Annotated in this window: 19 protein-coding genes; 13 read left to right on the forward strand and 6 right to left on the reverse strand. The window is 72.7% G+C overall.

What is annotated here, in order from left to right:
- Positions 1-6 precede the first annotated feature (6 nt).
- From FB453_RS07945 to FB453_RS07970, 6 genes are read left to right on the forward strand one after another with little or no spacing between them, the layout of a single operon-like run.
- Positions 7-504 carry a 2Fe-2S iron-sulfur cluster-binding protein gene (locus FB453_RS07945; protein WP_186718107.1) on the forward strand — a complete coding sequence of 166 codons (498 nt, stop codon included), beginning with the start codon at positions 7-9 and terminating at the stop codon, positions 502-504.
- On the forward strand, positions 501-1,484 hold the full coding sequence (locus tag FB453_RS07950) for an FAD binding domain-containing protein (protein ID WP_145788722.1): 984 nt from the start codon (positions 501-503) through the stop codon (positions 1,482-1,484). The genes FB453_RS07945 and FB453_RS07950 overlap by 4 nt, the downstream gene beginning before the upstream one ends.
- Positions 1,481-3,571, forward strand: coding sequence for a xanthine dehydrogenase family protein molybdopterin-binding subunit (locus FB453_RS07955; RefSeq protein ID WP_145788724.1), 2,091 nt, complete (start codon positions 1,481-1,483; stop codon positions 3,569-3,571). The genes FB453_RS07950 and FB453_RS07955 overlap by 4 nt, the downstream gene beginning before the upstream one ends.
- A gap of 28 nt (positions 3,572-3,599) precedes the next feature.
- Entirely contained in the window at positions 3,600-3,965 is a 366-nt protein-coding gene (locus FB453_RS07960) for a metalloregulator ArsR/SmtB family transcription factor (RefSeq protein ID WP_145788726.1), read from the forward strand.
- The gene (locus tag FB453_RS07965; RefSeq protein WP_112640688.1) at positions 3,965-4,606 is read left to right on the forward strand and encodes an SRPBCC family protein; all 642 of its coding nucleotides are present in this window, start codon (positions 3,965-3,967) and stop codon (positions 4,604-4,606) included. The genes FB453_RS07960 and FB453_RS07965 overlap by 1 nt, the downstream gene beginning before the upstream one ends.
- Positions 4,607-4,665: 59 nt before the next feature.
- Positions 4,666-5,181 (forward strand): NUDIX domain-containing protein, encoded by a 516-nt coding sequence (locus FB453_RS07970; protein ID WP_145788728.1) that lies wholly within the window; start codon positions 4,666-4,668, stop codon positions 5,179-5,181.
- Positions 5,182-5,289: 108 nt separating this feature from the next.
- Here the strand turns inward: FB453_RS07970 and FB453_RS07975 are convergent, their stop codons facing one another.
- Positions 5,290-6,723 (reverse strand): ATP-binding protein, encoded by a 1,434-nt coding sequence (locus FB453_RS07975; protein WP_145788730.1) that lies wholly within the window; start codon positions 6,721-6,723, stop codon positions 5,290-5,292.
- A 39-nt stretch (positions 6,724-6,762) separates the two neighbouring features.
- The gene (locus FB453_RS07980; RefSeq protein WP_145788732.1) at positions 6,763-8,421 is read right to left on the reverse strand and encodes an FAD-dependent oxidoreductase; all 1,659 of its coding nucleotides are present in this window, start codon (positions 8,419-8,421) and stop codon (positions 6,763-6,765) included.
- Between the two features lie 151 nt (positions 8,422-8,572).
- Between FB453_RS07980 and FB453_RS07985 the strand changes: the two genes are divergently transcribed.
- The 7 genes from FB453_RS07985 to FB453_RS08015 all read left to right on the forward strand — a co-directional run bounded on the left by FB453_RS07985 (position 8,573) and on the right by FB453_RS08015 (position 15,722).
- Entirely contained in the window at positions 8,573-10,810 is a 2,238-nt protein-coding gene (locus FB453_RS07985; RefSeq protein WP_145788733.1) for a hypothetical protein, read from the forward strand.
- 25 nt (positions 10,811-10,835) lie between these two features.
- The gene (smpB, locus tag FB453_RS07990) at positions 10,836-11,327 is read left to right on the forward strand and encodes an SsrA-binding protein SmpB (RefSeq protein WP_145788735.1); all 492 of its coding nucleotides are present in this window, start codon (positions 10,836-10,838) and stop codon (positions 11,325-11,327) included.
- A gap of 356 nt (positions 11,328-11,683) precedes the next feature.
- A complete protein-coding gene (locus tag FB453_RS07995) occupies positions 11,684-12,076 on the forward strand; it encodes an SCO5389 family protein (protein ID WP_112590077.1) in 393 nt (130 codons plus the stop codon).
- Positions 12,077-12,590: 514 nt separating this feature from the next.
- Complete coding sequence (locus tag FB453_RS08000; protein WP_112699363.1) at positions 12,591-13,013, forward strand: TOBE domain-containing protein; 423 nt, start codon at positions 12,591-12,593, stop codon at positions 13,011-13,013.
- Positions 13,010-13,825, forward strand: coding sequence for a molybdate ABC transporter substrate-binding protein (gene modA, locus FB453_RS08005; protein WP_145788737.1), 816 nt, complete (start codon positions 13,010-13,012; stop codon positions 13,823-13,825). Before FB453_RS08000 ends, modA begins: the two co-directional genes overlap by 4 nt.
- Positions 13,822-14,658 (forward strand): molybdate ABC transporter permease subunit, encoded by an 837-nt coding sequence (modB, locus tag FB453_RS08010; RefSeq protein WP_145788739.1) that lies wholly within the window; start codon positions 13,822-13,824, stop codon positions 14,656-14,658. The genes modA and modB overlap by 4 nt, the downstream gene beginning before the upstream one ends.
- Positions 14,655-15,722: an ABC transporter ATP-binding protein gene (locus tag FB453_RS08015; RefSeq protein WP_145788741.1), complete on the forward strand. Its 1,068-nt coding sequence runs from the start codon at positions 14,655-14,657 to the stop codon at positions 15,720-15,722. The genes modB and FB453_RS08015 overlap by 4 nt, the downstream gene beginning before the upstream one ends.
- An 83-nt stretch (positions 15,723-15,805) precedes the next feature.
- Here the strand turns inward: FB453_RS08015 and FB453_RS08020 are convergent, their stop codons facing one another.
- The 4 genes from FB453_RS08020 to FB453_RS08035 all read right to left on the reverse strand — a co-directional run bounded on the left by FB453_RS08020 (position 15,806) and on the right by FB453_RS08035 (position 18,602).
- Positions 15,806-16,219 carry a type II toxin-antitoxin system Phd/YefM family antitoxin gene (locus FB453_RS08020; protein WP_112590058.1) on the reverse strand — a complete coding sequence of 138 codons (414 nt, stop codon included), beginning with the start codon at positions 16,217-16,219 and terminating at the stop codon, positions 15,806-15,808.
- Positions 16,220-16,248: 29 nt separating this feature from the next.
- Positions 16,249-16,821, reverse strand: a complete 573-nt coding sequence (locus FB453_RS08025; protein ID WP_145788742.1) for a GNAT family N-acetyltransferase — start codon at positions 16,819-16,821, stop codon at positions 16,249-16,251.
- Between the two features lie 79 nt (positions 16,822-16,900).
- The gene (locus FB453_RS08030; protein WP_145788744.1) at positions 16,901-17,341 is read right to left on the reverse strand and encodes a hypothetical protein; all 441 of its coding nucleotides are present in this window, start codon (positions 17,339-17,341) and stop codon (positions 16,901-16,903) included.
- Between the two features lie 34 nt (positions 17,342-17,375).
- The gene (locus FB453_RS08035; RefSeq protein ID WP_145788746.1) at positions 17,376-18,602 is read right to left on the reverse strand and encodes a hypothetical protein; all 1,227 of its coding nucleotides are present in this window, start codon (positions 18,600-18,602) and stop codon (positions 17,376-17,378) included.
- Positions 18,603-18,687: the final 85 nt, after the last annotated feature.

Consider the following 18,687-nt stretch of genomic DNA (forward strand, 5'->3'; position numbering starts at 1 on the left):
TCCCGGGTGACGGTCGAGGTCAACGGCGCGTCCCGTGCGGTGACCCTGGACAACCGCACCACCCTGCTCGACACGCTGCGCGAGCATCTCGACCTGACCGGGGCGAAGAAAGGCTGCGACCACGGCCAGTGCGGCTCCTGCACGGTGCTGCTCGACGGCCGCCGGGTGAAGAGCTGCCTGGTCTTCGCGGTCACCGTGGACGGCCGGTCGGTGGTGACAGTCGAAGGACTGGCCGGTCCGGACGAGCTGTCCCCGTTGCAGGCCGCTTTCATCGCGCACGACGCGTTCCAGTGCGGCTACTGCACCCCCGGGCAGCTCTGCTCCGCCCGCGGCATGCTCGACGAGGTCTCCCGAGGTTGGCCCAGCGCTGTCACCGACGACCTGAACACGCCCGCCGAGCTGACCGGCGCGGAGATTCGCGAGCGGATGGCCGGCAACCTGTGCCGCTGCGCCGCGTACCCGCACATCGTCGCGGCCGTGCGCGAGACGGCGGCGTCCTCGTGAAGGCGTTCCGCTACCACCGGCCCGCCGACGTGGCCGACGCGGTCGCCGTGCTGGCGGCCGAACCACAGGGCGCCTACCTGGGCGGCGGAACCAACCTGGTGGACCTCATGAAGCTCGGGGTGCAACGCCCCGGCGTGCTGGTGGACGTGACCCGGCTTCCACTCGACACCGTCGAGGGGCTGCCCGACGGTGGGCTGCGGATCGGCGCGACAGTCCGCAACAGCGACCTCGCTGCCCACCCGGTGGTACGCCGCGACTACCCGGTGCTGGCCCGCGCCCTGCTCGCCGCCGCCTCCGGACAGCTGCGCAACATGGCCACCACCGGCGGCAACCTGTTGCAGCGCACCCGCTGCGTCTACTTCCAGGACACCGGCAAGGCGTGCAACAAACGAGAGCCGGGCAGCGGTTGCGCCGCTCTGCACGGCCAGAACCGCGACCTGGCGGTGCTGGACTGGTCCGAGCAGTGCGTGGCCACCCACCCGTCCGACCTGGCCGTCGCGCTGGCCGCCCTCGACACGGTGGTGGAGGTGCACGAGACCGACGGCCCCCGTGACGTCCCGATCGCCGACTTCTACCGCTCCCCCGGCACCCAGCCGGAACGGGAGACCACACTGACCCGGGGCGCGCTGATCACCGCCGTACGGCTGCCGCCCCTACCGGCCGCGCGCCGCTCGACGTACCTCAAGGTGCGCGACCGGGCCTCGTTCGCCTTCGCCGTCGGCTCGGTGGCCGCGGTGCTGGACCTCGACGGGGACGTGGTTCGCGACGTGCGGCTGGCGTACGGGGCTGTGGCGCACCGGCCGTGGCGGGCGTACCGGGCCGAGCAGGAGCTGCGCGGTCGTCAGTTCAGCCCGGAGCTGGCGGCACGGGCCGCCGACGCGGAGCTGGCCGAGGCGCGCCCGTTACGACACAACGGCTTCAAGCTGCCACTGACCCGGGCCATCACCGTGCGGGCGCTCAGCGAACTGGCGTCGTCGTGAGCACCGGGGCGATCGGACGGGCGTACCCCCGGCTGGAGGGCCCGGCGAAGGTCACCGGCACGGCCCGGTACGCGGTGGAGTACCCGGTGGACGGGGTCACCTACGGCTGGGCGGTGCCGTCGGCGGTGGTGCGGGGCCGGATCACCCGGATCGACACGACGGAGGCGCTGGCCTCGCCCGGTGTGCTGGCCGTGGTGCACCACGGCAACGCGCCCCGGATGGCGCCCGGCCCGCAGCCGGAGCTGCGGCTGTTGCAGGAGCCGACAGTGCACTACCGGGGGCAGTACGTCGCCGTGGTGGTGGCCACCAGCCTGGAGGCGGCCCGCGAGGGCGCCCGGCTGGTCCGCATCGACTACGACGCCGGCCCGCACAGCACCGTTCTCACCGACGACCATCCCGGCCTGTACAAGCCGGACCAGGTCAACCCCAGCTATCCGACGGACACCGCCGAGGGCGACTTCGACGCCGGGTACGCGGCCGCCCCGGTGCGGGTGGACGCCACGTACCGCACCCCGGCGTACCACAACAACCCGATGGAACCGCACGCCACGACGGCGCAGTGGCACGACGGACGGCTGCTGGTGCACGACTCCAACCAGGGCGCGTCGTCGGTGCGGGCCACCCTCGCAGAGCTGTTCGAGGTGTCTCCGGAGTCGGTGCGGGTCGTGACCGAGCACGTCGGGGGCGGTTTCGGCAGCAAGGGCTACGCCAAGGCCGCGGTGGTGCTGACCGCCCTGGCGGCCCGGCACGTGGACCGCCCGGTGAAGCTGGCGCTGACCCGCCAGCAACTGTTCGGGCCGGTCGGCTACCGCACCCCCACCATCCAGCGGGTCCGCCTCGCCGCCGACACCGACGGCCGGCTCACCGCCATCTGCCACGACGCGATCAGCCAGACCTCGACCATCCGCGAGTTCGCCGAGCAGACCGCCGTCTACACCCGCAGCATGTACGCGGCACCGCACCGCCGCACCACGCACCGGCTGGTCCGCCTCGACGTGCCCACGCCGTTCTGGATGCGCGCCCCCGGGGAGTGCCCCGGCGCGTACGCCCTGGAGTCGGCGGTGGACGAGCTGGCCATCGCCGTCGGCATGGACCCGGTGGAGCTGCGCATCCGCAACGACACAGCTGTCGACCCCGACCAGGGGCGGCCGTTCACCAGCCGCAACCTGGTGGCCTGCCTGCGCGAGGGCGCACAGCGGTTCGGCTGGGCGGACCGGGACCCGACGCCCCGCGCCCGGCGCGACGGACGCTGGCTGGTCGGCACGGGGGTGGCCGGGTCGAGCTACCCGGCCCGCGCCCGGCCGTCGTCGGCCAGGGCCACCGCCCGCCCCGACGGAAGCTTCCTGGTCCAGATCAACGCCACCGACATCGGCACCGGCGCCCGGACGGCGATCTGGCAGGTGGCCGCCGACGCGCTCGATGTGCCGCCGGAGCTGGTGGAGATCCACATCGGCGACACCATCCTGCCGACCGCGCCGGTGGCCGGGGGCTCGATGGGCACCGCCAGTTGGAGTTGGGCGGTGATACGCGCCGCGCAGGCGCTGCGCGAGAAACTGCGCGACGGCGGGCCGCCGACCGGCGAGGTGACCGCCGAGGCGGACACCACCGAGGAGGTGGGTAGGCAGCCGGCGCTGCCCCGGTACGCGTACGGGGCGCACTTCGTCGAGGTGCGGGTCGACGCGGACACCGGCGAGGTACGGCTGAATCGGATGCTCGGGGTGTTCGCGGCGGGGCGGGTGGTGAACCCGACGACGGCGCGCAGTCAGCTCATCGGCGGCATGACGATGGGGCTGTCGATGGCGCTGCACGAGGAGGGCGTGCTCGACGAGCGGTACGGCGACTGGGTCAACCACGACCTGGCCACCTACCACATCACCGGCTGCGCGGACGTGGAGTCCATCGAGGCGTACTGGTTGGACGAGCGGGACGACGAGCTGAACCCGGCCGGGGTGAAGGGCCTCGGCGAGATCGGCATCGTCGGCGCCGCGGCGGCGGTCGCCAACGCGGTGCACCACGCGACCGGCGTACGGATCCGGGAACTGCCGATCCGGCTGGACAAGCTTATCGGAGTATCAGACTTGGCTTAAATAAGCCGTCAGTGATACAACTGTCGTCGTGCACGCCTTCGACGTGCTGGGCGATCCGGTCCGGCGCCGCATCCTGGAACTGCTTGCCGGTGGCGAGCAGACCGCTGGCGCGGTCAGCGCGGTCATCCGCGAGGAGTTCGGCATCTCCCAGCCCGCCGTGTCCCAGCACCTCAAGGTGTTGCGCGACAACGGCTTCGCCACCGTGCGGCCGGAGGGCACCCGGCGGCTCTACGCGGTCGACCCACGCCCACTGCGCGAGGTCGACGGCTGGCTGGAGCACTTCCGCCGGTTCTGGACCCCACCCCTGGCGGCACTCGCCACCGAGCTGGCCCGGGGCCGACGCGAGCGTCGGCTGCGCGGGCCCGCCGACAACCCCGACGAGAGGAACACCTGATGTTCGACGCCACCGAGCAGATCAACGCCGTCCAGCGGAAGGTCGGCAGCCGCACCCTGGAAGCCGGTGAGGCGCGGGTCACCACGATCAGCCAGACCTACCAGGCGACGGCCGAGGATCTGTGGGACGCCTGCACCAGCGCCGAGCGCATCCCGCGCTGGTTCCTTCCGATCTCCGGTGACCTGCGGCTGGGCGGCACGTACCAGCTCCAGGGCAACGCCCACGGCACCGTCGAGAGCTGCGAGCCGCCGCACCGTTTCACCGCCACCTGGGAAATGGGCGGCGAGGTGAGCTGGATCGAGGTGCGGGTCACCCCCGTCGGCGACGAGCGGGCCCGTCTCGACCTGGACCACATCGCGCACGTCGACCAGGACCGGTGGGCCCAGTTCGGGCCGGGCGCGGTCGGCGTCGGTTGGGACCTCGGGCTGCTCGGCCTCGCCTCGCACCTGGCCGCCGACGGCAGCGGGATCACCCCCGAGCAGGGCGCCGAGTGGACCGCCTCCGCCGAGGGACGACGGGCCATGGAGCTGAGCAGCCAACTGTGGTGCGAAGCGAGCATCGCCGCCGGCACCGACGCCGACGAGGCGAAGGCCGCCGCCGAACGCACCACCGCCTTCTACACGGGCGACCCGGCAGCCTGAGCCCGGGACGAGGCGGCGGCGCGACGGTCTGGGCGGGGATCGGAGTAACGTGCTGCGGCATGACCGGCACGCCGTACTCGCACTGCTCCTACTGCGGCGCCGCCTACCCGTCGGCCGCCGGATGGCCGCGAGTCTGCGCGGTCTGCGGCGAGACCGTCTGGCGCAACCCGCTGCCGGTGGCGGTCGCGGTGCTGCCGGTCCGCACCGCCGAGGGCCTGGGTGTGGTGGTGGTCCGCCGGGACATCGAGCCGGCCCGCGGCCTGCTCGCGCTGCCCGGCGGCTTCATCGAGTACGGCGAGGAGTGGTCCGACGCACTCGTGCGGGAGCTGCGGGAGGAGACCGGCCTGATCGCGGCGGCCGAGGACGCCCGCCTGTTCGCGGTGCACGGCGCACCGGCGGGCGGCACGATGATGGTCTTCGGAGTGCTGCCCGAGCGGACGGCCGAGGACCTGCCACCGTCGGCGCCGACCGAGGAGGCGACCGAGTGGCTGGTGCTCACCGACCCGGTCGAGCTGGCGTTCTCCACCCACACCCGGGTGCTCGCCGACTTCCTCACCCCCAACCACCCCGCCTGACCCCTGCCCCCCGCGCCGCGATCTTGCACCTACTGTGCCGACACAGGGCGGCGTACCACCCATATCGGCAACCGAAACTGCAAGATCGGCGCGGCGGACGCGTGGACTTCAGTGCGGTGCGTCCTCGGTGATCGGCAGCAGGACCCGGAAGGTGGTGCGCCCCGGCTCGGTCTCCACCCGGATGTCGCCGTGGTGTTTGTGCACCACGATCCGGTACGAGATGTCCAGCCCCAGGCCGGTGCCCGCGCCGGCCGGCTTGGTGGTGAAGAACGGCTCGAAGATGCGCGGACGCACCTCCGGTGGGATGCCCGGCCCGGTGTCGGTGATCTCCACCGCCAGTTGGTCGCCGACCCGTCCGGTGCGGACGGTCAACACACCCTTCTCCCCCATCGCGCCCAGCGCGTTGTCGATCAGGTTGGTCCACACCTGGTTCAGCTCGGCCGCGTACGCCGGGACCGGTGGGAGGTCCCGGTCGTACTCGCGGGCCAGCTTGACCTCGGCGGGGATCTTGCCTTTGAACATCACCAGCGTGGCGTCGAGCAGGTCGTGCACGTCCACCACCCGGTGCGGCGCGCGGTCCAGCTGCGAGTACTGCTTGGCGGCGTCCACGAGCCCCGAGATCCGGGTGACCGCGTCGCCGATCTCGCGCATCAGCAGCTCGGTGTCTACGGTGTAGGTGAGCCAACGCACCGCCGCCTCCAGGTCCGCGGCGCCGACCGCGGCCTTGACCTGCGCCAGCCAGGCCGCGTCGAGCCCACCGCCGACCAGGATCGGCGCCAGGTCCCAGGCCCCGCCGACGCCATGGTCCTCCAGCCAGTCGGTGAGGGTGTCCTCGGCGTCGGCGGTGGCCATCGGGGTCAGCTTCGGCGCGGTGGCCACCCGGGCGACCGCCTCCTCCTGCAAGGCGACCAGGCCGTGCAGGGCGCTTCCGTCGAGCCGCCCGTCGGCAATCATGGCGAGCTTGTGCCGCATCCCGGCGACCCGGTCCCGCAGGACCGACGTGGCCCGCACCGCCGCCCCGGCCGGATTGTTCAGCTCGTGGGTCAACCCCGCCGAGAGCGAACCGAGGGCCAGCAACCGCTCCCGCTCACCGACGATGGCCTGACTGTCCCGCATCCCGAAGAACAGCCCCTCCAACAGGTGCATGGGCATCGGGAACCAGGACCGCAGGGCGTACGCGAAGTCCTCCGCCGGCAGCACGAAGAACTCCGCGTCGGTCACCGCCCGCAGGCTGTTGCGGTAGATCTGGTCGACCTGGTCACCCAGGTACGCCTGAGTGGCCCCGCCGTACACCCCGCGCTGGTCGGTCCGGCTGACCTCGACGTCGTCGCCGCGCACCAGGCGACTCAACGCCACCGCCCCGCGCACCAGCACGAAGAAGCAGGTCGCGGGTTCACCCTCGCCGTACACGAGGGTGCCGCCGGCGCGCTGCTCGACCCGGCCGTGCTCGGCCAGCCAGTCGAGCTGCCCGTCGTCGAGCGCCTCGAACAGGAACAGGGTGCGCAACTGCGCCGGTGTCAGCCGTTCAGACTCGGTGGTCACGGGGACTCCTTCGCTCGCGACTGGGCTCGCAGAACCGGCTCACTGGGCCTCCAGGTAGCGGTGCACCAGCGACACCGCCATCGCACCCTCGCCGACGGCCGAGGCGACCCGCTTGACCGACTCGGCCCGCACGTCGCCGGCGGCGAACACGCCCGGCACGCTGGTCTCCAGGTGGTACGGGTCGCGCGACAGCGACCAGCCGGCCGGACGCCGCCCCCCGGCGAGTAGATCCGGACCGGTCACGATGAAACCACGGTCGTCGCGGACCAGCACCCCGTCCAGCCAGTCGGTGCGGGGCTCCGCGCCGATGAAGATGAACAGCCAGGAGGTGTCGACCGAGCGGGCCTCCCCGGTGCGGGTGTCGCAGAGGGTGAGCCGTTCCAGGTGGTCCTCCCCCGCCCCGCCGACCACGGCGGTGTGCGGGTGCACGGTGATCCGGTCGATCCGTTCCAGCTGGTCGATCAGGTAACGCGACATCGAGTTGGTCAGGTCCGCACCACGGATGAGCAGGTGCACCCTCGACGCGTACCGGGAGAAGTGGACCGCCGCCTGGCCGGCGGAGTTCGCCCCGCCGACGATGTAGACGTCCTGCTCGACGCAGCTCGGCGCCTCGGTGGCGGCGGCGCCGTAGAACACCCCCCGCCCGGTGAAGTCGGCCAGCCCCGGGGCGTCGAGCACCCGGTACGACACGCCGGTGGCCAGCACCACTGTGTGCGCGGCGATCTCGGTGCCGTCGCCGAAGCGCAGCAGCCGGGCACCGCCGGCCTCGCTGAGACCGACCACCTCCCGGGCGCTGAGCAGCTCGGCACCGAACTTGACCGCCTGCCGCCGGGCCCGATCGGTCAACTGCGCGCCGGAGACACCGTCCGGGAAGCCCAGGTAGTTCTCGATGCGGCTGCTCTGCCCGGCCTGACCGCCAGTCGCCCGTCGCTCAACGAGCACGGTGCGCAGCCCCTCCGACGCGCCGTACACCGCCGAGCCGAGACCGGCGGGGCCGCCGCCGATCACCACCAGGTCGTAGAAGTCACACGCCGGCACCACCGTCAACCCGGCCAGCGCGGCCAACTCGGCCTCGCTCGGGGCGACCAACGCCTTGCCCTCCGGCGTCACCACCAGCGGTACGTCCGCCTCGGTGGCCCCGGCCGCGTCGAGCAACCGGACGCCCTCCGGATCGTCGGACAACAGCCACCGGTACGGCACCAGGTTGCGGGCCAGGAAGTCGCGGACCTTGAACGACGGGGCCGACCAGCGGTGCCCGACGACCCGGATCTCCGCGCTGGCCGCGTCCGGGGTGACCGCCCACGCCTCCAGCAGCCCGTCGACCACCGGGTACAGCTTCTCCTCCGGCGGGTGCCAGGGCTTGAGCAGGTAGTGGTCCAGGTCGACCACGTTGATGGCCTCGATCGCGGCGTCGGTGTCCGCGTACGCGGTGAGCAGCACCCGGCGGGCCGCCGGGAAGACGTCCATGGCCGCTTCCAGGAACTCGACGCCGGTCATCTCCGGCATCCGGTGGTCGGCCAGCAGCAGCGCCACCTGTTCGCCGCGCAGTTTGACCTCGCGCAGCGCGTCCAGCGCCTCCGGGCCGGAGGACGCCCGCAACACCCGGTAGCGGTCGCCGTAGCGGCGCCGGATGTCCCGGGCCACCGCCCGGGACACCACGGGGTCGTCGTCGACGGTCAGGATCACCGGGTTCGCCATGGCGCCATGAAATCACCTGCCGAGGGTCGGCCGCACCATCGCCAAGGCCCGGCCCACGGTTGACCGCCTCGCAGACGGGTAAGCCGGGAAGCCGCGCGGGTGGCCGGACATCGACGACCCGCCCGGTTGCCGCGCGAACCTCGGGGGGCCCATGGCGGACGCGACACCGACCGGACCGACGACGTCGGGCGGGATCGTGGAGCTGCGGGTGCACGGTGTCTCCGGCGCGGGCGCGGACCAGGTGTTGGACCGGCCGTACGTGCACCAGGTCGCCGGAGACCGCAGCGGAGGTTTCTACCGACCGCGACCCGGCTATCCCGACTCCACGGGAACGGACGGGGTGACGCTGGAGGCGTACCGCTGGAGTGACCTGCCGTCCGGCACTGCCGTGCGGACGCTGTCGCTGGTCTTCCTGCTGCCGTTCATGCTCTGCAACGTGGCGCTCTGGATGCGTCCGGCGAACACCGTCTCGCAGCGCGGCTTCATGGCGTTGTGCCGGGTGCTCGCCCTCACCCTCACCGTGCTCTACGTGCTCTCCATCGTCGGGGTGGCGCTGGACCTGGTCGCGTGGCGCTGCATGGACACCCCGTCCTGCCTGTCCGGCCGGAGCTGGCTGTCCTGGCTCGGCGGGCGCCCGACCGGGCTGCGCCTGGGTGTGCTGGCGCTCGTGCCGGTCGCCGCCATCGGGCTCGTCTGGTGGTTGGGCGCTCGCCCGGGCCATTCGTTCGACGCGTTCCGGACGCCCTCGACGCTGACGTCGAAACACCAGTTGAGCGCCGTCGGCCAGTGGGACGGCGAGCCGCTGGTGGGCCGGTTGCGCTCGGTCCATGTCGCGGCGGCGTTCGCCACGCTGAGCGGCAGCCTGCTGGCCGCGCGAGCCAGCCAGCACCGCTCGTGGGTGATGGTATTCCTGTTGACGGCCACCGGGGCGGTGCTGCTGGCCTGCCTGGTCATGGTCACCGTGGTGCCGAGCATCGACCGCACCGACCCGTCGCCCCGGGTGGACGGGGTCTTCCGCGGGCTGCGCACCATCGCCTGCGGCCTGACGATGCTGGTGATCGTGCACGTCGTCATCAGCCCGGCGCCGTGGCCGCAAGGCGGTGCGCTGCCCGGTTACGGCGCAATCGTGGCCTGGCTGTTCGTCAGCCAGACGGTGCTGGTGGTTGCGCTCGCCGCACTGGTGATCTGGCGGCGGGGCGGCGGGCAGAGCCGGTCACCGATACGCGCGTTGGGAGCGCCGGTCTTCATGACGATCTCGGCCGGGCTCGCCGTGGCGTTCTCGGCCGAGCTGGTCTACCGGGTGGCGGACCTGCTCGATCGCGAGGGGACGACCGCGGACGGCCTGGAGACCAGCCCTCCCCTGGCGTACAAATGGGCGATCTTCGGGTTTTTCCTGGCCGTGGTGACCGCACTGCTGGTGGCCGGCCTGGTCACCAGGATGACCCGGCGCGGGCGGCGGCGGGCCGCGCGGGCGATCGTGGCCGCCGACTTCCCGGACGCGCCGCCGCGGGCGGCGGCCCGGCTGCGGCGGGTCGAGCAGGCGGTGGCCCGGGCCCGCTTCACCGAACGGTTGGAACCGCTCTCCGTGGTGTACGCCGGCCTGGCGGCGCTCGGCCTGGCCACCAGCGTGCTCGGCCTGCTCCAGCTCCCACCCGGCGACGTGGCGCAGCGCTACATCGGCGTGCCGGAGGGCATGGTCAACTTCCTGATCGGTTCGGGTAGCTACGTGATCGCCGCGATCCTGCTCGGCCTGGTGGTGGGCGGCATCTTCGCGTACCGGACGGCGCAGTTCCGTCGGTACGTGGGGGTGCTCTGGGATCTGGGCACCTTCTGGCCCCGGGCGGCGCACCCGTTCGCGCCGCCCTGCTACGCCGAGCGGGCCGTGCCGGAGTTGGCCAAGCGCATCACCTACCTGGTCGAACAGGGGCAGGGTGTGCTGCTGGCCGGACACAGCCACGGCTCGGTGCTGCTCGCCGCCACGGTCCTGCAACTGCCCACCCGGATCACCGAGCGGGTCGCCCTGCTGACCTACGGGTCACCGCTGGGCCGGCTGTACTCCCGGCTCTTCCCGGCCTACGCCGACGAGCCGGCGCTGCGGGAGATCGGCGAACGGGTCGGCTGGCGCTGGATCAACCTGTGGCGCGACACCGACCCGATCGGCGGCTGGATCTTCGCCTCCCACCGTCCCGGGGAGGCCGAGACGCTGACCGGTCCGCCGGCGACCGTGGACCGGCGGTTGACCGACCCGCAGGACGTGGTGCCGGCGCCCAGCGACAGCGTTCCCCCACCGATCCTCGGACACTGGCCGTGTGAGTCGCAGGAGGCGTTCGGGGACGCGGTACGGGACCTGACCGCGCGACTGCTCGCCGAACGCCGGACGACCGGCTGAGGCAGCGGCCGGATATCGTCGCGGGGTGAGCCCCTCCAAGCAGCCCGAACGCCGGTTGATCGCCTCGAACAAGAAGGCCCGGCACGAGTACACAGTGCTGCGCACGTACGAGGCGGGCATCGTGCTGGTCGGCACCGAGGTGAAGTCGCTGCGCGAGGGGCGGGCCTCGCTGGTGGACGCGTTCGCGCACGAGCGCGACGGGGAGATCGTGTTGTACGGCCTGCACATCGCCGAGTACGCCTACGGCACGTGGACCAACCACGCCCCGCGCCGCAACCGCAAGCTGCTGCTGCACCGCGCCGAGATCGACCGGATCCTGGACAAGGTCCGCGAGGGCGGGGTGACCCTCGTTCCGCTGTCGATGTACTTCGAGAACGGCTTCGCCAAGGTCGAGTTGGCTCTCGCCAAGGGCAAGCGCTCCTACGACAAGCGGCAGACGCTGGCCGAGCGCGACGCCAACCGGGAGATCGCCCGCGAGCTGGGCCGGCACCTCAAGGGCCACCCCCGCCGGCCCTGACGCCGCAACGGGTCGGCGCTCTCTCAGTGGGGGCGCAATCGCGGGGCCCTTCACGGGTTCCCTTCGTGAGCGCTGTCGCATGCGTTGCGTGCAGTCACCTCATGCGTCCTCTCCCTGGCGCCTTCGCCTGCGCGTTTTCGCTGGCACCACTCGCACGCGTGCTCTCGCGGTCGCCTCCGCATTCGCGCTCTCGCTGGCGCCTCCGCGCAGGCGCTTGCAGGCGCGTTCGCCTGTGCTTTGCGTGTGGGTCGCGGCGTGGCGCGCCGGGACATCGTTGACGTCGTCCGAGAGACGTGGTCTGCTCAGTCGACACCGTTAATGAAAACGGTAATCATTAGCTGATGCGGAGGAGAACCATGTCACTCACCGTCCCGCCCGCCCTGCTCGACGCCGCCGAACGCGGCCCCATCGACGACGAGGCGTTCATCGCCTGCGTCCGCGACTCGCTGCCGTACGCCTGGGCCACCGTCAGCCGCGTGGTCGCGGAACTGGAGGCCGGCGACGCCGACCTGGCCGACAACGTCGTCCCGCCGCCCACCGACGCCGACCGGGGTCAACTGCTCCGTGCGCTGGCGAGCGACGCGATCCGCGCCGGCCTGGAGCGACACTTCGGCGTACGCCTGGCCTTCCAGAACTGCCACCGCGTCGCCGCGTTCCGCCCATCGGCCGTCGACAGCGAGCGATACCGCCGCTTCGTGTCGACCCGTGGCCAACTGCTCAACCAATCCCCCGAACTCCGCAACTGCTGACCGTCGCGGCGGGCGGGCTCACGCGAGCCCGCCCGCCGCACACCCCACGCCCACCCCGCGCCCACACCCCACGGCGACGGCGACGGCGACGGCGACGGCGACGGCGACGGCGACGGCCCAAGATCTAGGCAACTTCCCGGATGTTGCTGCCTTCGACGCGGGAGAGGCAGCAACATCCCTGATATTGCGCGGATCTTGACGACGGACACCGGGCCCGACTGACCGGGTGCGGGTTTTGGGGTGCCCCGCGCCCCGCGCCCCGCGCCCCGCGCCCCGCGCCCCGCGCCCCGCGCCCAAGATCGTGCTCGAACCAGGATGTAGTGGCTTCATCGGTACGCGACACCACTACTTCCTGGTTCGAGCGCGATCTTGCGGGAGCACCCAAGGAGGGCCGTCGCAGGCGTCCGGACACCGAGCAGAAAGGCGCGAATGCTGGCCTTGCGGCCCTCATTTAACGCGGTTGCTGCCAATGTCGGGCTTTGCCCCTGGCAGATGCGGGCTTTAGGGTGAGCGGGTGACGACGTACCGGATCGGGGAGGCGGCCGACCTGCTCGGCGTCAGCGCCGACACCATTCGCCGCTGGGTGGACGCCGGGCGCCTGCCGGCCGGGCGCGACGAGCACGGCCACCGGGTCGTCGACGGCGTCGACCTGGCCTCTTTCGCTCGCGCTCAGGCCACCGACCCGGATGCGGGCGCCGAGTTCTCCTCGGCCCGCAACCGGTTGCGCGGCATCGTCGTCGACGTCCGTAAGGACACGGTGATGGCCCAGGTCGACATCCAGGCAGGCCCGTTCCGGGTCGTGTCGCTGATGAGCCGGGAGGCCGTCGACGAGCTGGACCTGCGGGTCGGTTCGGTGGCCGTTGCGGTGATCAAGTCGACCACGGTCGTGGTGGAGCGGGCAGCACCCGCCCCGGCGCGCGGACGGTCGGCCAGATGAACGCGCGGACGGCCGGGCGGATAGACGCACGGGGCAGGCGTACGGCGGTGGCCGTGCTGGTGGCAGCCGGCCTGGCGGTGACCGGCTGCGGCGCGGGCGACGGCCAGGCAACCGGCAGCAGTGGGGACGGGCGGGTGACCGGCCCGGTGACCGTGTTCGCGGCCGCCTCGCTGACCGACTCGTTCACCCGCATCGGGAAGGACTTCGAGGCCGCCAACCCGGGCAGCCGCGTGACCCTCAACGTGGCCGGCAGTTCCGCACTGGCCAACCAGATCACCCAGGGTGCGCCGGCGGACGTGTTCGCCTCGGCCGCCCCGGCGAACATGGCCACGGTCACCAAGGCGGGCAACGCCGAGGGCACACCGACCACCTTCGCCCGCAACCAGTTGGTCATCGCGGTGCCCCGGGGCAACCCGGGAGGCGTGACCGGGCTGGCCGACCTGAGCAGGCCCGGCGTGAAGGTGGCCATCTGCGCCGACCAGGTGCCCTGCGGCGCGGCGGCCCGCACCGCCCTGGACGCGGCCGGCGTCGCGCTGACGCCGGTCACCCTGGAACGGGACGTCAAGGGTGCGCTCGCCAAGGTGAAGCTCGGCGAGGTCGACGCGGCACTGGTCTACCGCACGGACACGCGGGCGGCGAGCGCCGACGTGACCGGCGTGGAGTTCCCCGAGTCGGCGCGGGCGGCCAACGACTACCCGATAGTCGCGTTGAAGGACGCGCCGAATCCGGACGGCGCACGGGCCTTCGTCGCGTACGTCCGCTCGGCGCCGGCGCAGGCGGTCCTCGCCGAGGCGGGGTTCCAGGCTCCGTGACGCAGGTCCGCGACCACGACGCACCCCGCAGGCGCCCGGCCACTCCCCGACGGCGGGGGCGGGTGCCGGCGGCGCTGCTGATCCCCGCTGGGCTGGGGTTGCTGTTTCTCGTCCTGCCGTTGGCGGGGCTGCTGATCCGGGCACCGTGGACGACCCTGCCGGAGCGGCTCACCGAGCCGGGCGCGTTGACCGCCCTACGGTTGTCGGTGCAGACCGCCACCCTGGCCACCGCGCTCTGCCTGCTGCTGGGGGTACCGCTCGCCTGGGTGCTGGCCCGGGTCGAGTTTCCCGGCCGTCGGCTGGTACGCGCGCTGGTCACCGTGCCGCTGGTGCTGCCGCCGGTGGTCGGTGGGGTGGCGCTGTTGCTGGTCTTCGGCCGGCGTGGCCTGCTCGGTGGCTGGCTCGACACCACGTTTGGTGTCACCCTGCCCTTCACCACCACGGGTGTCGTGCTGGCCGAGGCGTTCGTCGCCATGCCGTTCCTGGTGATCGCCGTGGAGGGTGCGCTACGTGCCGCCGACCACCGCTACGAGGAGGCCGCGGCGACGTTGGGCGCCAGCCGGTGGACCACCTTCACCCACGTCACGTTGCCGCTGGTGGCGCCCGGTCTGGCCGCCGGGGCGGTGCTCTGCTGGGCGCGGGCGCTCGGCGAGTTCGGTGCGACCATCACCTTCGCCGGAAACTATCCCGGTCGGACGCAGACCATGCCGCTCGCCGTCTACCTGGCGTTGGAGACGGACCTGGAGTCCGCGATCGTGCTCAGCCTGGTGCTGCTCGTGGTGTCGGTGGGCATCCTGGTCGCGTTGCGGGACCGCTGGATGACCACCGCATGAGCGACCGGCTTCTCGACGCGCGGCTCGTCGTCGACCGGGGCACCTTCCGGCTCGACGTGCCGCTGCGGGTCGCGCCGGGCGAGGTGGTGGCGCTGCTCGGCCCGAACGGCGCCGGCAAGACCACCGCGCTGCGGGCGCTGGCCGGGCTGCATCCCCTCACCGACGGGCACGTCACCCTCGACGACGTCGACCTGGACCGCCCGGCGACCGGTGCCTGGGTGCCCACCGAACGCCGGTCGATCGGCGTGGTCTTCCAGGACTACCTGCTCTTTCCGCACCTCAGCGCATTGGACAACGTGGCCTTCGGGCCGCGCCGGCACGGCTTCGAGCGGCGGGCCGCCCGCGCCACGGCCCTGGAGTGGCTGGGTCGGGTGGGGCTTGACGCGCAGGCGCAGCGCCGGCCGCGGCAGCTCTCCGGCGGTCAGGCGCAGCGGGTGGCGCTGGCCCGCGCGTTGGCCGTGGCGCCGTCGCTGCTGCTGTTGGACGAGCCACTCGCCGCACTGGACGCCCGCACCCGGCTGGACACCCGCGCGGAGCTGCACCGGCACCTGTCGGCGCACGCGGGCGCGACGGTGCTGGTCACCCACGACCCGCTGGACGCGCTCGCGTTGGCCGACCGGCTGGTCATCGTCGAGGGTGGCCGGGTAGTGCAGGAGGGCGATGGGCCGAGCGTCACCGCCCGCCCCCGCACCGACTACGTCGCCCGGCTGGTCGGTCTGAACCTGTACCGGGGTCGCGCCGACGGGCACGGGGTGCGGGTGTCGCCGGAGCTGACCCTCACAGTCGCCGACCGGTTGGACGGCGAAGCGTTCGTGGCGTTTCGCCCGGCCGCGGTGGCTCTGCACCCGGCCCGGCCGGAGGGCAGCCCACGCAACACCTGGGCGGGCACGGTGGCCGGCGTCCAGCGCCACGGTGACAACGTGCGGGTGCAACTGGACGGGCCGATCGGGGTGGCCGCCGACGTCACGCCGGCCGCTGCCGCGCAGCTGCGGCTGATCCCCGGCCAGCGGGTCTGGGTGGCGGTCAAGGCGACCGAGACCCACGCGTACCCGGCCACCGGTTGACCCGACGTCGGCAACATCGTCACCGGGGTGGACCCGGCCGGCGCGTCCCTCACCGCCGCCCGTGCCAAGCAGACAGCCGCGAGTCAGCCGGCGAGCAGGTCGGCGTGTGCGGCACGCAGCCGGGCCAGCGTCGGGTCGCTGCCCGGGACGACCCGGCTGTCCAGCTCGGCCCACGCCTCGGCCAGCGCCGCGCGGACCGCGCCAAGCTCGGCGGCGTGCCGCTGTGTGCTGCGTCGGTGCTGCTCCTCGAGGCGGCGGGCCCAGCCGGCGGTGACCGTCGCGAGCCGGTCGGCGTCGGCGCGGGCCTGGGCGCCGCTGCGGGCGGCTGCGGCGGGGACGATCGCGGCGACCGGGCGGGGATCGCCATCGCGGGTGACGACGGTGACCGCGTCGGTCAGCTCGGCCAGCGCGACGAGCTGACTGAACCGGGTGCGCGCCTCACGCAGCGGCACGGAACGCGGCGGGTCGGAATGAGGGGTGAGCGCGGGGACGGCCATGGATGCATGGTGCCGCTCGGGTATGACAACTATTCGCCGTCGTCAGTGGACGGTGCGTGGCGGGCGGACCACTCGTCGGCCAGCACCGACCAGACCTCAAGATCGATCCGACCGTGCGGACCCGGGCTGACCTGGCGCAGCGTGCCGTCGAGGCGCAGGCCGAGCCGGTCGGCGAGGGCCTTGCTGCGGGCGTTGTCGGCGTTGGTACGCCACTCCACCCGCTGGATGCCGCGCTCGCGCACCGCCCAGTCGACGATCCGGCGCACCGCCGGGGCGACCATGCCCCTGCCCTGCGCTGCCGGCTCCACCCAGCAACCGACCTCGCAGACGCCCCGGGTCACGTCGAACGAAACGAGCATGACCCCACCCACGAGTGTGCCCCGCCACCACAGCCCCCAGATGCCACCGCTGTCGCTGGCCCAGAAGTCGGCGTACCGCTGCAACACCGCACGGGCCGACGGCAGATCGGTGGCGACGAAGGACGGCGACACCCAGGGCTGGATGTGCTCACGGGCCCGATCGAGGTGGGCGAGGAACTCCTCGGCCCGCCACGGGTTCAACGGGCGCAGCTCGACGTCCTCGGTCAGCGGCAGGGCGAACACCGGGCCTCCCCGAAGGTGCGTTGGCAACGACGGGTAGCAGACTCGCACAGGGCCGCAGGTCGGTCACGGCCCGGGGCCGCTACTCCGGCAGATGGGTACGCAGCGCGGCGAACTGGGCCACGGTCAGGTAGGAGGGGTTGGCGGCCTGCGGCTGACGGAACACCTCCAGGGCGGCGAGCCGGTGATCGGCGCGCAGCAGCAGCCGGGATACCCGGTCCCGTCCGGCGAGGATGGGCAGATCCAGCGGCACCGACCACGGCTGCCCCGGTGCGCCTGGCTCGGCCGCCCCGGTGACCCGCCCGACGCCCCATACTCCGTACGGCAGTCGGCCCCGGCTGCCGCTGGCCCAGAAGACCACCGGCTGCCCGGCGCGCATCAACCGCGCCCGGTAGCCGGGACGCACGCACCAGCTCGTCACCAGTGGCTCGCGGGCGAACCGGGCGGCGAGGTCGACCAGGTCCGCGTTGCCCTTGATCAGCCAGGCGCCCAGGTCGTCGAGGCGTACCCGTGGCTCGGTCATCGTGTACATCTTGCCCGGCCGACGGCAGCGCCAATCAGATGATCATGTGGGTCCAGTAGCTGAGCCAGAGCACGAACAGCACGCCCTGCACCACGGCGAGCGTCGCGGTCAGCCACACGTCGACGCTGGCGTGGCGGGCCCAGCGAGCCAGCACCAGCGCCACCGGAAAGGCGGCGAGCAGATAGCGCAGCAGGCTCTTGTACACCGGCGGGCCCATCGACAGCGGCACCAGCACCATGAGGATGCCGTACACCAGGTAGGCCAGCTCCCGGCGGCGGAACCCGGCGACCAGCACGGCCAGGACGGCCACGGCGAACCACGCCCGAGCGGCGTCGCGCGGCTCCCCGGTCAACCCGTTGAGCAGCACCGGAACGGGGTTCTGCACCTTGATGCCCCATCCGGTCTCCTGGGCGTGCTGGTAGGCGAACCAGTCCCCACCCCGCCACCGGCAGTACGCCATGAAGGTGAACCATCCGGCGGGTAGCAGCACCAACGGCCAGCCGATCCGGAGGTAGCCGAGCAGGGCGCGTGGCCCGAGCCGCCAGTCGTGCTGCCGGAGCAGCACCAGGGCCAGCGGCAGCGCCACGAGCAGGCCGACGGAACGGCTCATCGCCAGGAAGTAGCCGATCACGCCGACCAGCAGCCACCGGCCTCGCTCGGCGTAGTAGAAGGCGGCCAACGCAAGGCAGACGAAGAGCGACTCGGTCAGCGCGGCCTGGAACAGGAACGCGGTCGGCAGCAGCACCAGGTACCGGGTGAACCGGCGGGCCGTGTCCGCGTCGCCGAGCAGCAGCTCCGCCAGCCGGTAGCCGTACCAGAGCGCCAGCAGGAACGCGACGTTGCTGATCACCAGCAGGGCCAGGGCGTTGTCGCCGCCGAGCACCGCGCCGAGGGGCCGGGCCAGGAACGGGTACAACAGCGGGAATCCGAAGTCTCGCCACGGCCCGGTCAGCGGCAGCTCGCTCAGCCGCAGGTAGAGCAGCGAGTCCCAGGCGAACCAGAAGGAGATCCACCGGTGCCCGGAGATCTCCCGCTGTTGCGCCCACATCAACGTCTCGTCGGCCGGCGGCGCACCGGGGATGTCGTCCCAGGCGTGCAGGGCCAGGAGCCCGAGCACTGTGAGCAGCAGCTTCGCGCCGAGGAACAGGCCGATGACGTACGGCCAGGGCGCCGGCACCCGGCGGGCCAGGCGCGCTCCGCCGCGGCCGGCCGCGACCGCCCGGGCGGCCAGCGTCGCCGCGCCGCTGCGCCACCGGTCCATCCGCCCCGCCTCCCCGCTCCCCCGGACCGCCGGCCGCGCGGGGAAGTCGCTCTTCTCGTGGTACGCCGCAGCGCGCCCCGCCGAA

Source organism: Micromonospora sp. CNZ322, from assembly GCF_007827755.1.

Excerpts from the sequence above, each read along its gene's own strand:
- FB453_RS07965 (WP_112640688.1), top strand. The coding sequence starts at position 3,965 with ATGTTCGACGCCACCGAGCAGATCAACGCCGTCCAGCGGAAGGTCGGC.
- FB453_RS07970 (WP_145788728.1), top strand. The coding sequence starts at position 4,666 with ATGACCGGCACGCCGTACTCGCACTGCTCCTACTGCGGCGCCGCCTAC.
- FB453_RS07980 (WP_145788732.1), bottom strand. The coding sequence starts at position 8,421 with ATGGCGAACCCGGTGATCCTGACCGTCGACGACGACCCCGTGGTGTCC.
- FB453_RS07985 (WP_145788733.1), top strand. The coding sequence starts at position 8,573 with ATGGCGGACGCGACACCGACCGGACCGACGACGTCGGGCGGGATCGTG.
- FB453_RS07995 (WP_112590077.1), top strand. The coding sequence starts at position 11,684 with ATGTCACTCACCGTCCCGCCCGCCCTGCTCGACGCCGCCGAACGCGGC.
- modA (WP_145788737.1), top strand. The coding sequence starts at position 13,010 with ATGAACGCGCGGACGGCCGGGCGGATAGACGCACGGGGCAGGCGTACG.
- FB453_RS08015 (WP_145788741.1), top strand. The coding sequence starts at position 14,655 with ATGAGCGACCGGCTTCTCGACGCGCGGCTCGTCGTCGACCGGGGCACC.
- FB453_RS08020 (WP_112590058.1), bottom strand. The coding sequence starts at position 16,219 with ATGGCCGTCCCCGCGCTCACCCCTCATTCCGACCCGCCGCGTTCCGTG.
- FB453_RS08030 (WP_145788744.1), bottom strand. The coding sequence starts at position 17,341 with ATGACCGAGCCACGGGTACGCCTCGACGACCTGGGCGCCTGGCTGATC.
- FB453_RS08035 (WP_145788746.1), bottom strand. The coding sequence starts at position 18,602 with ATGGACCGGTGGCGCAGCGGCGCGGCGACGCTGGCCGCCCGGGCGGTC.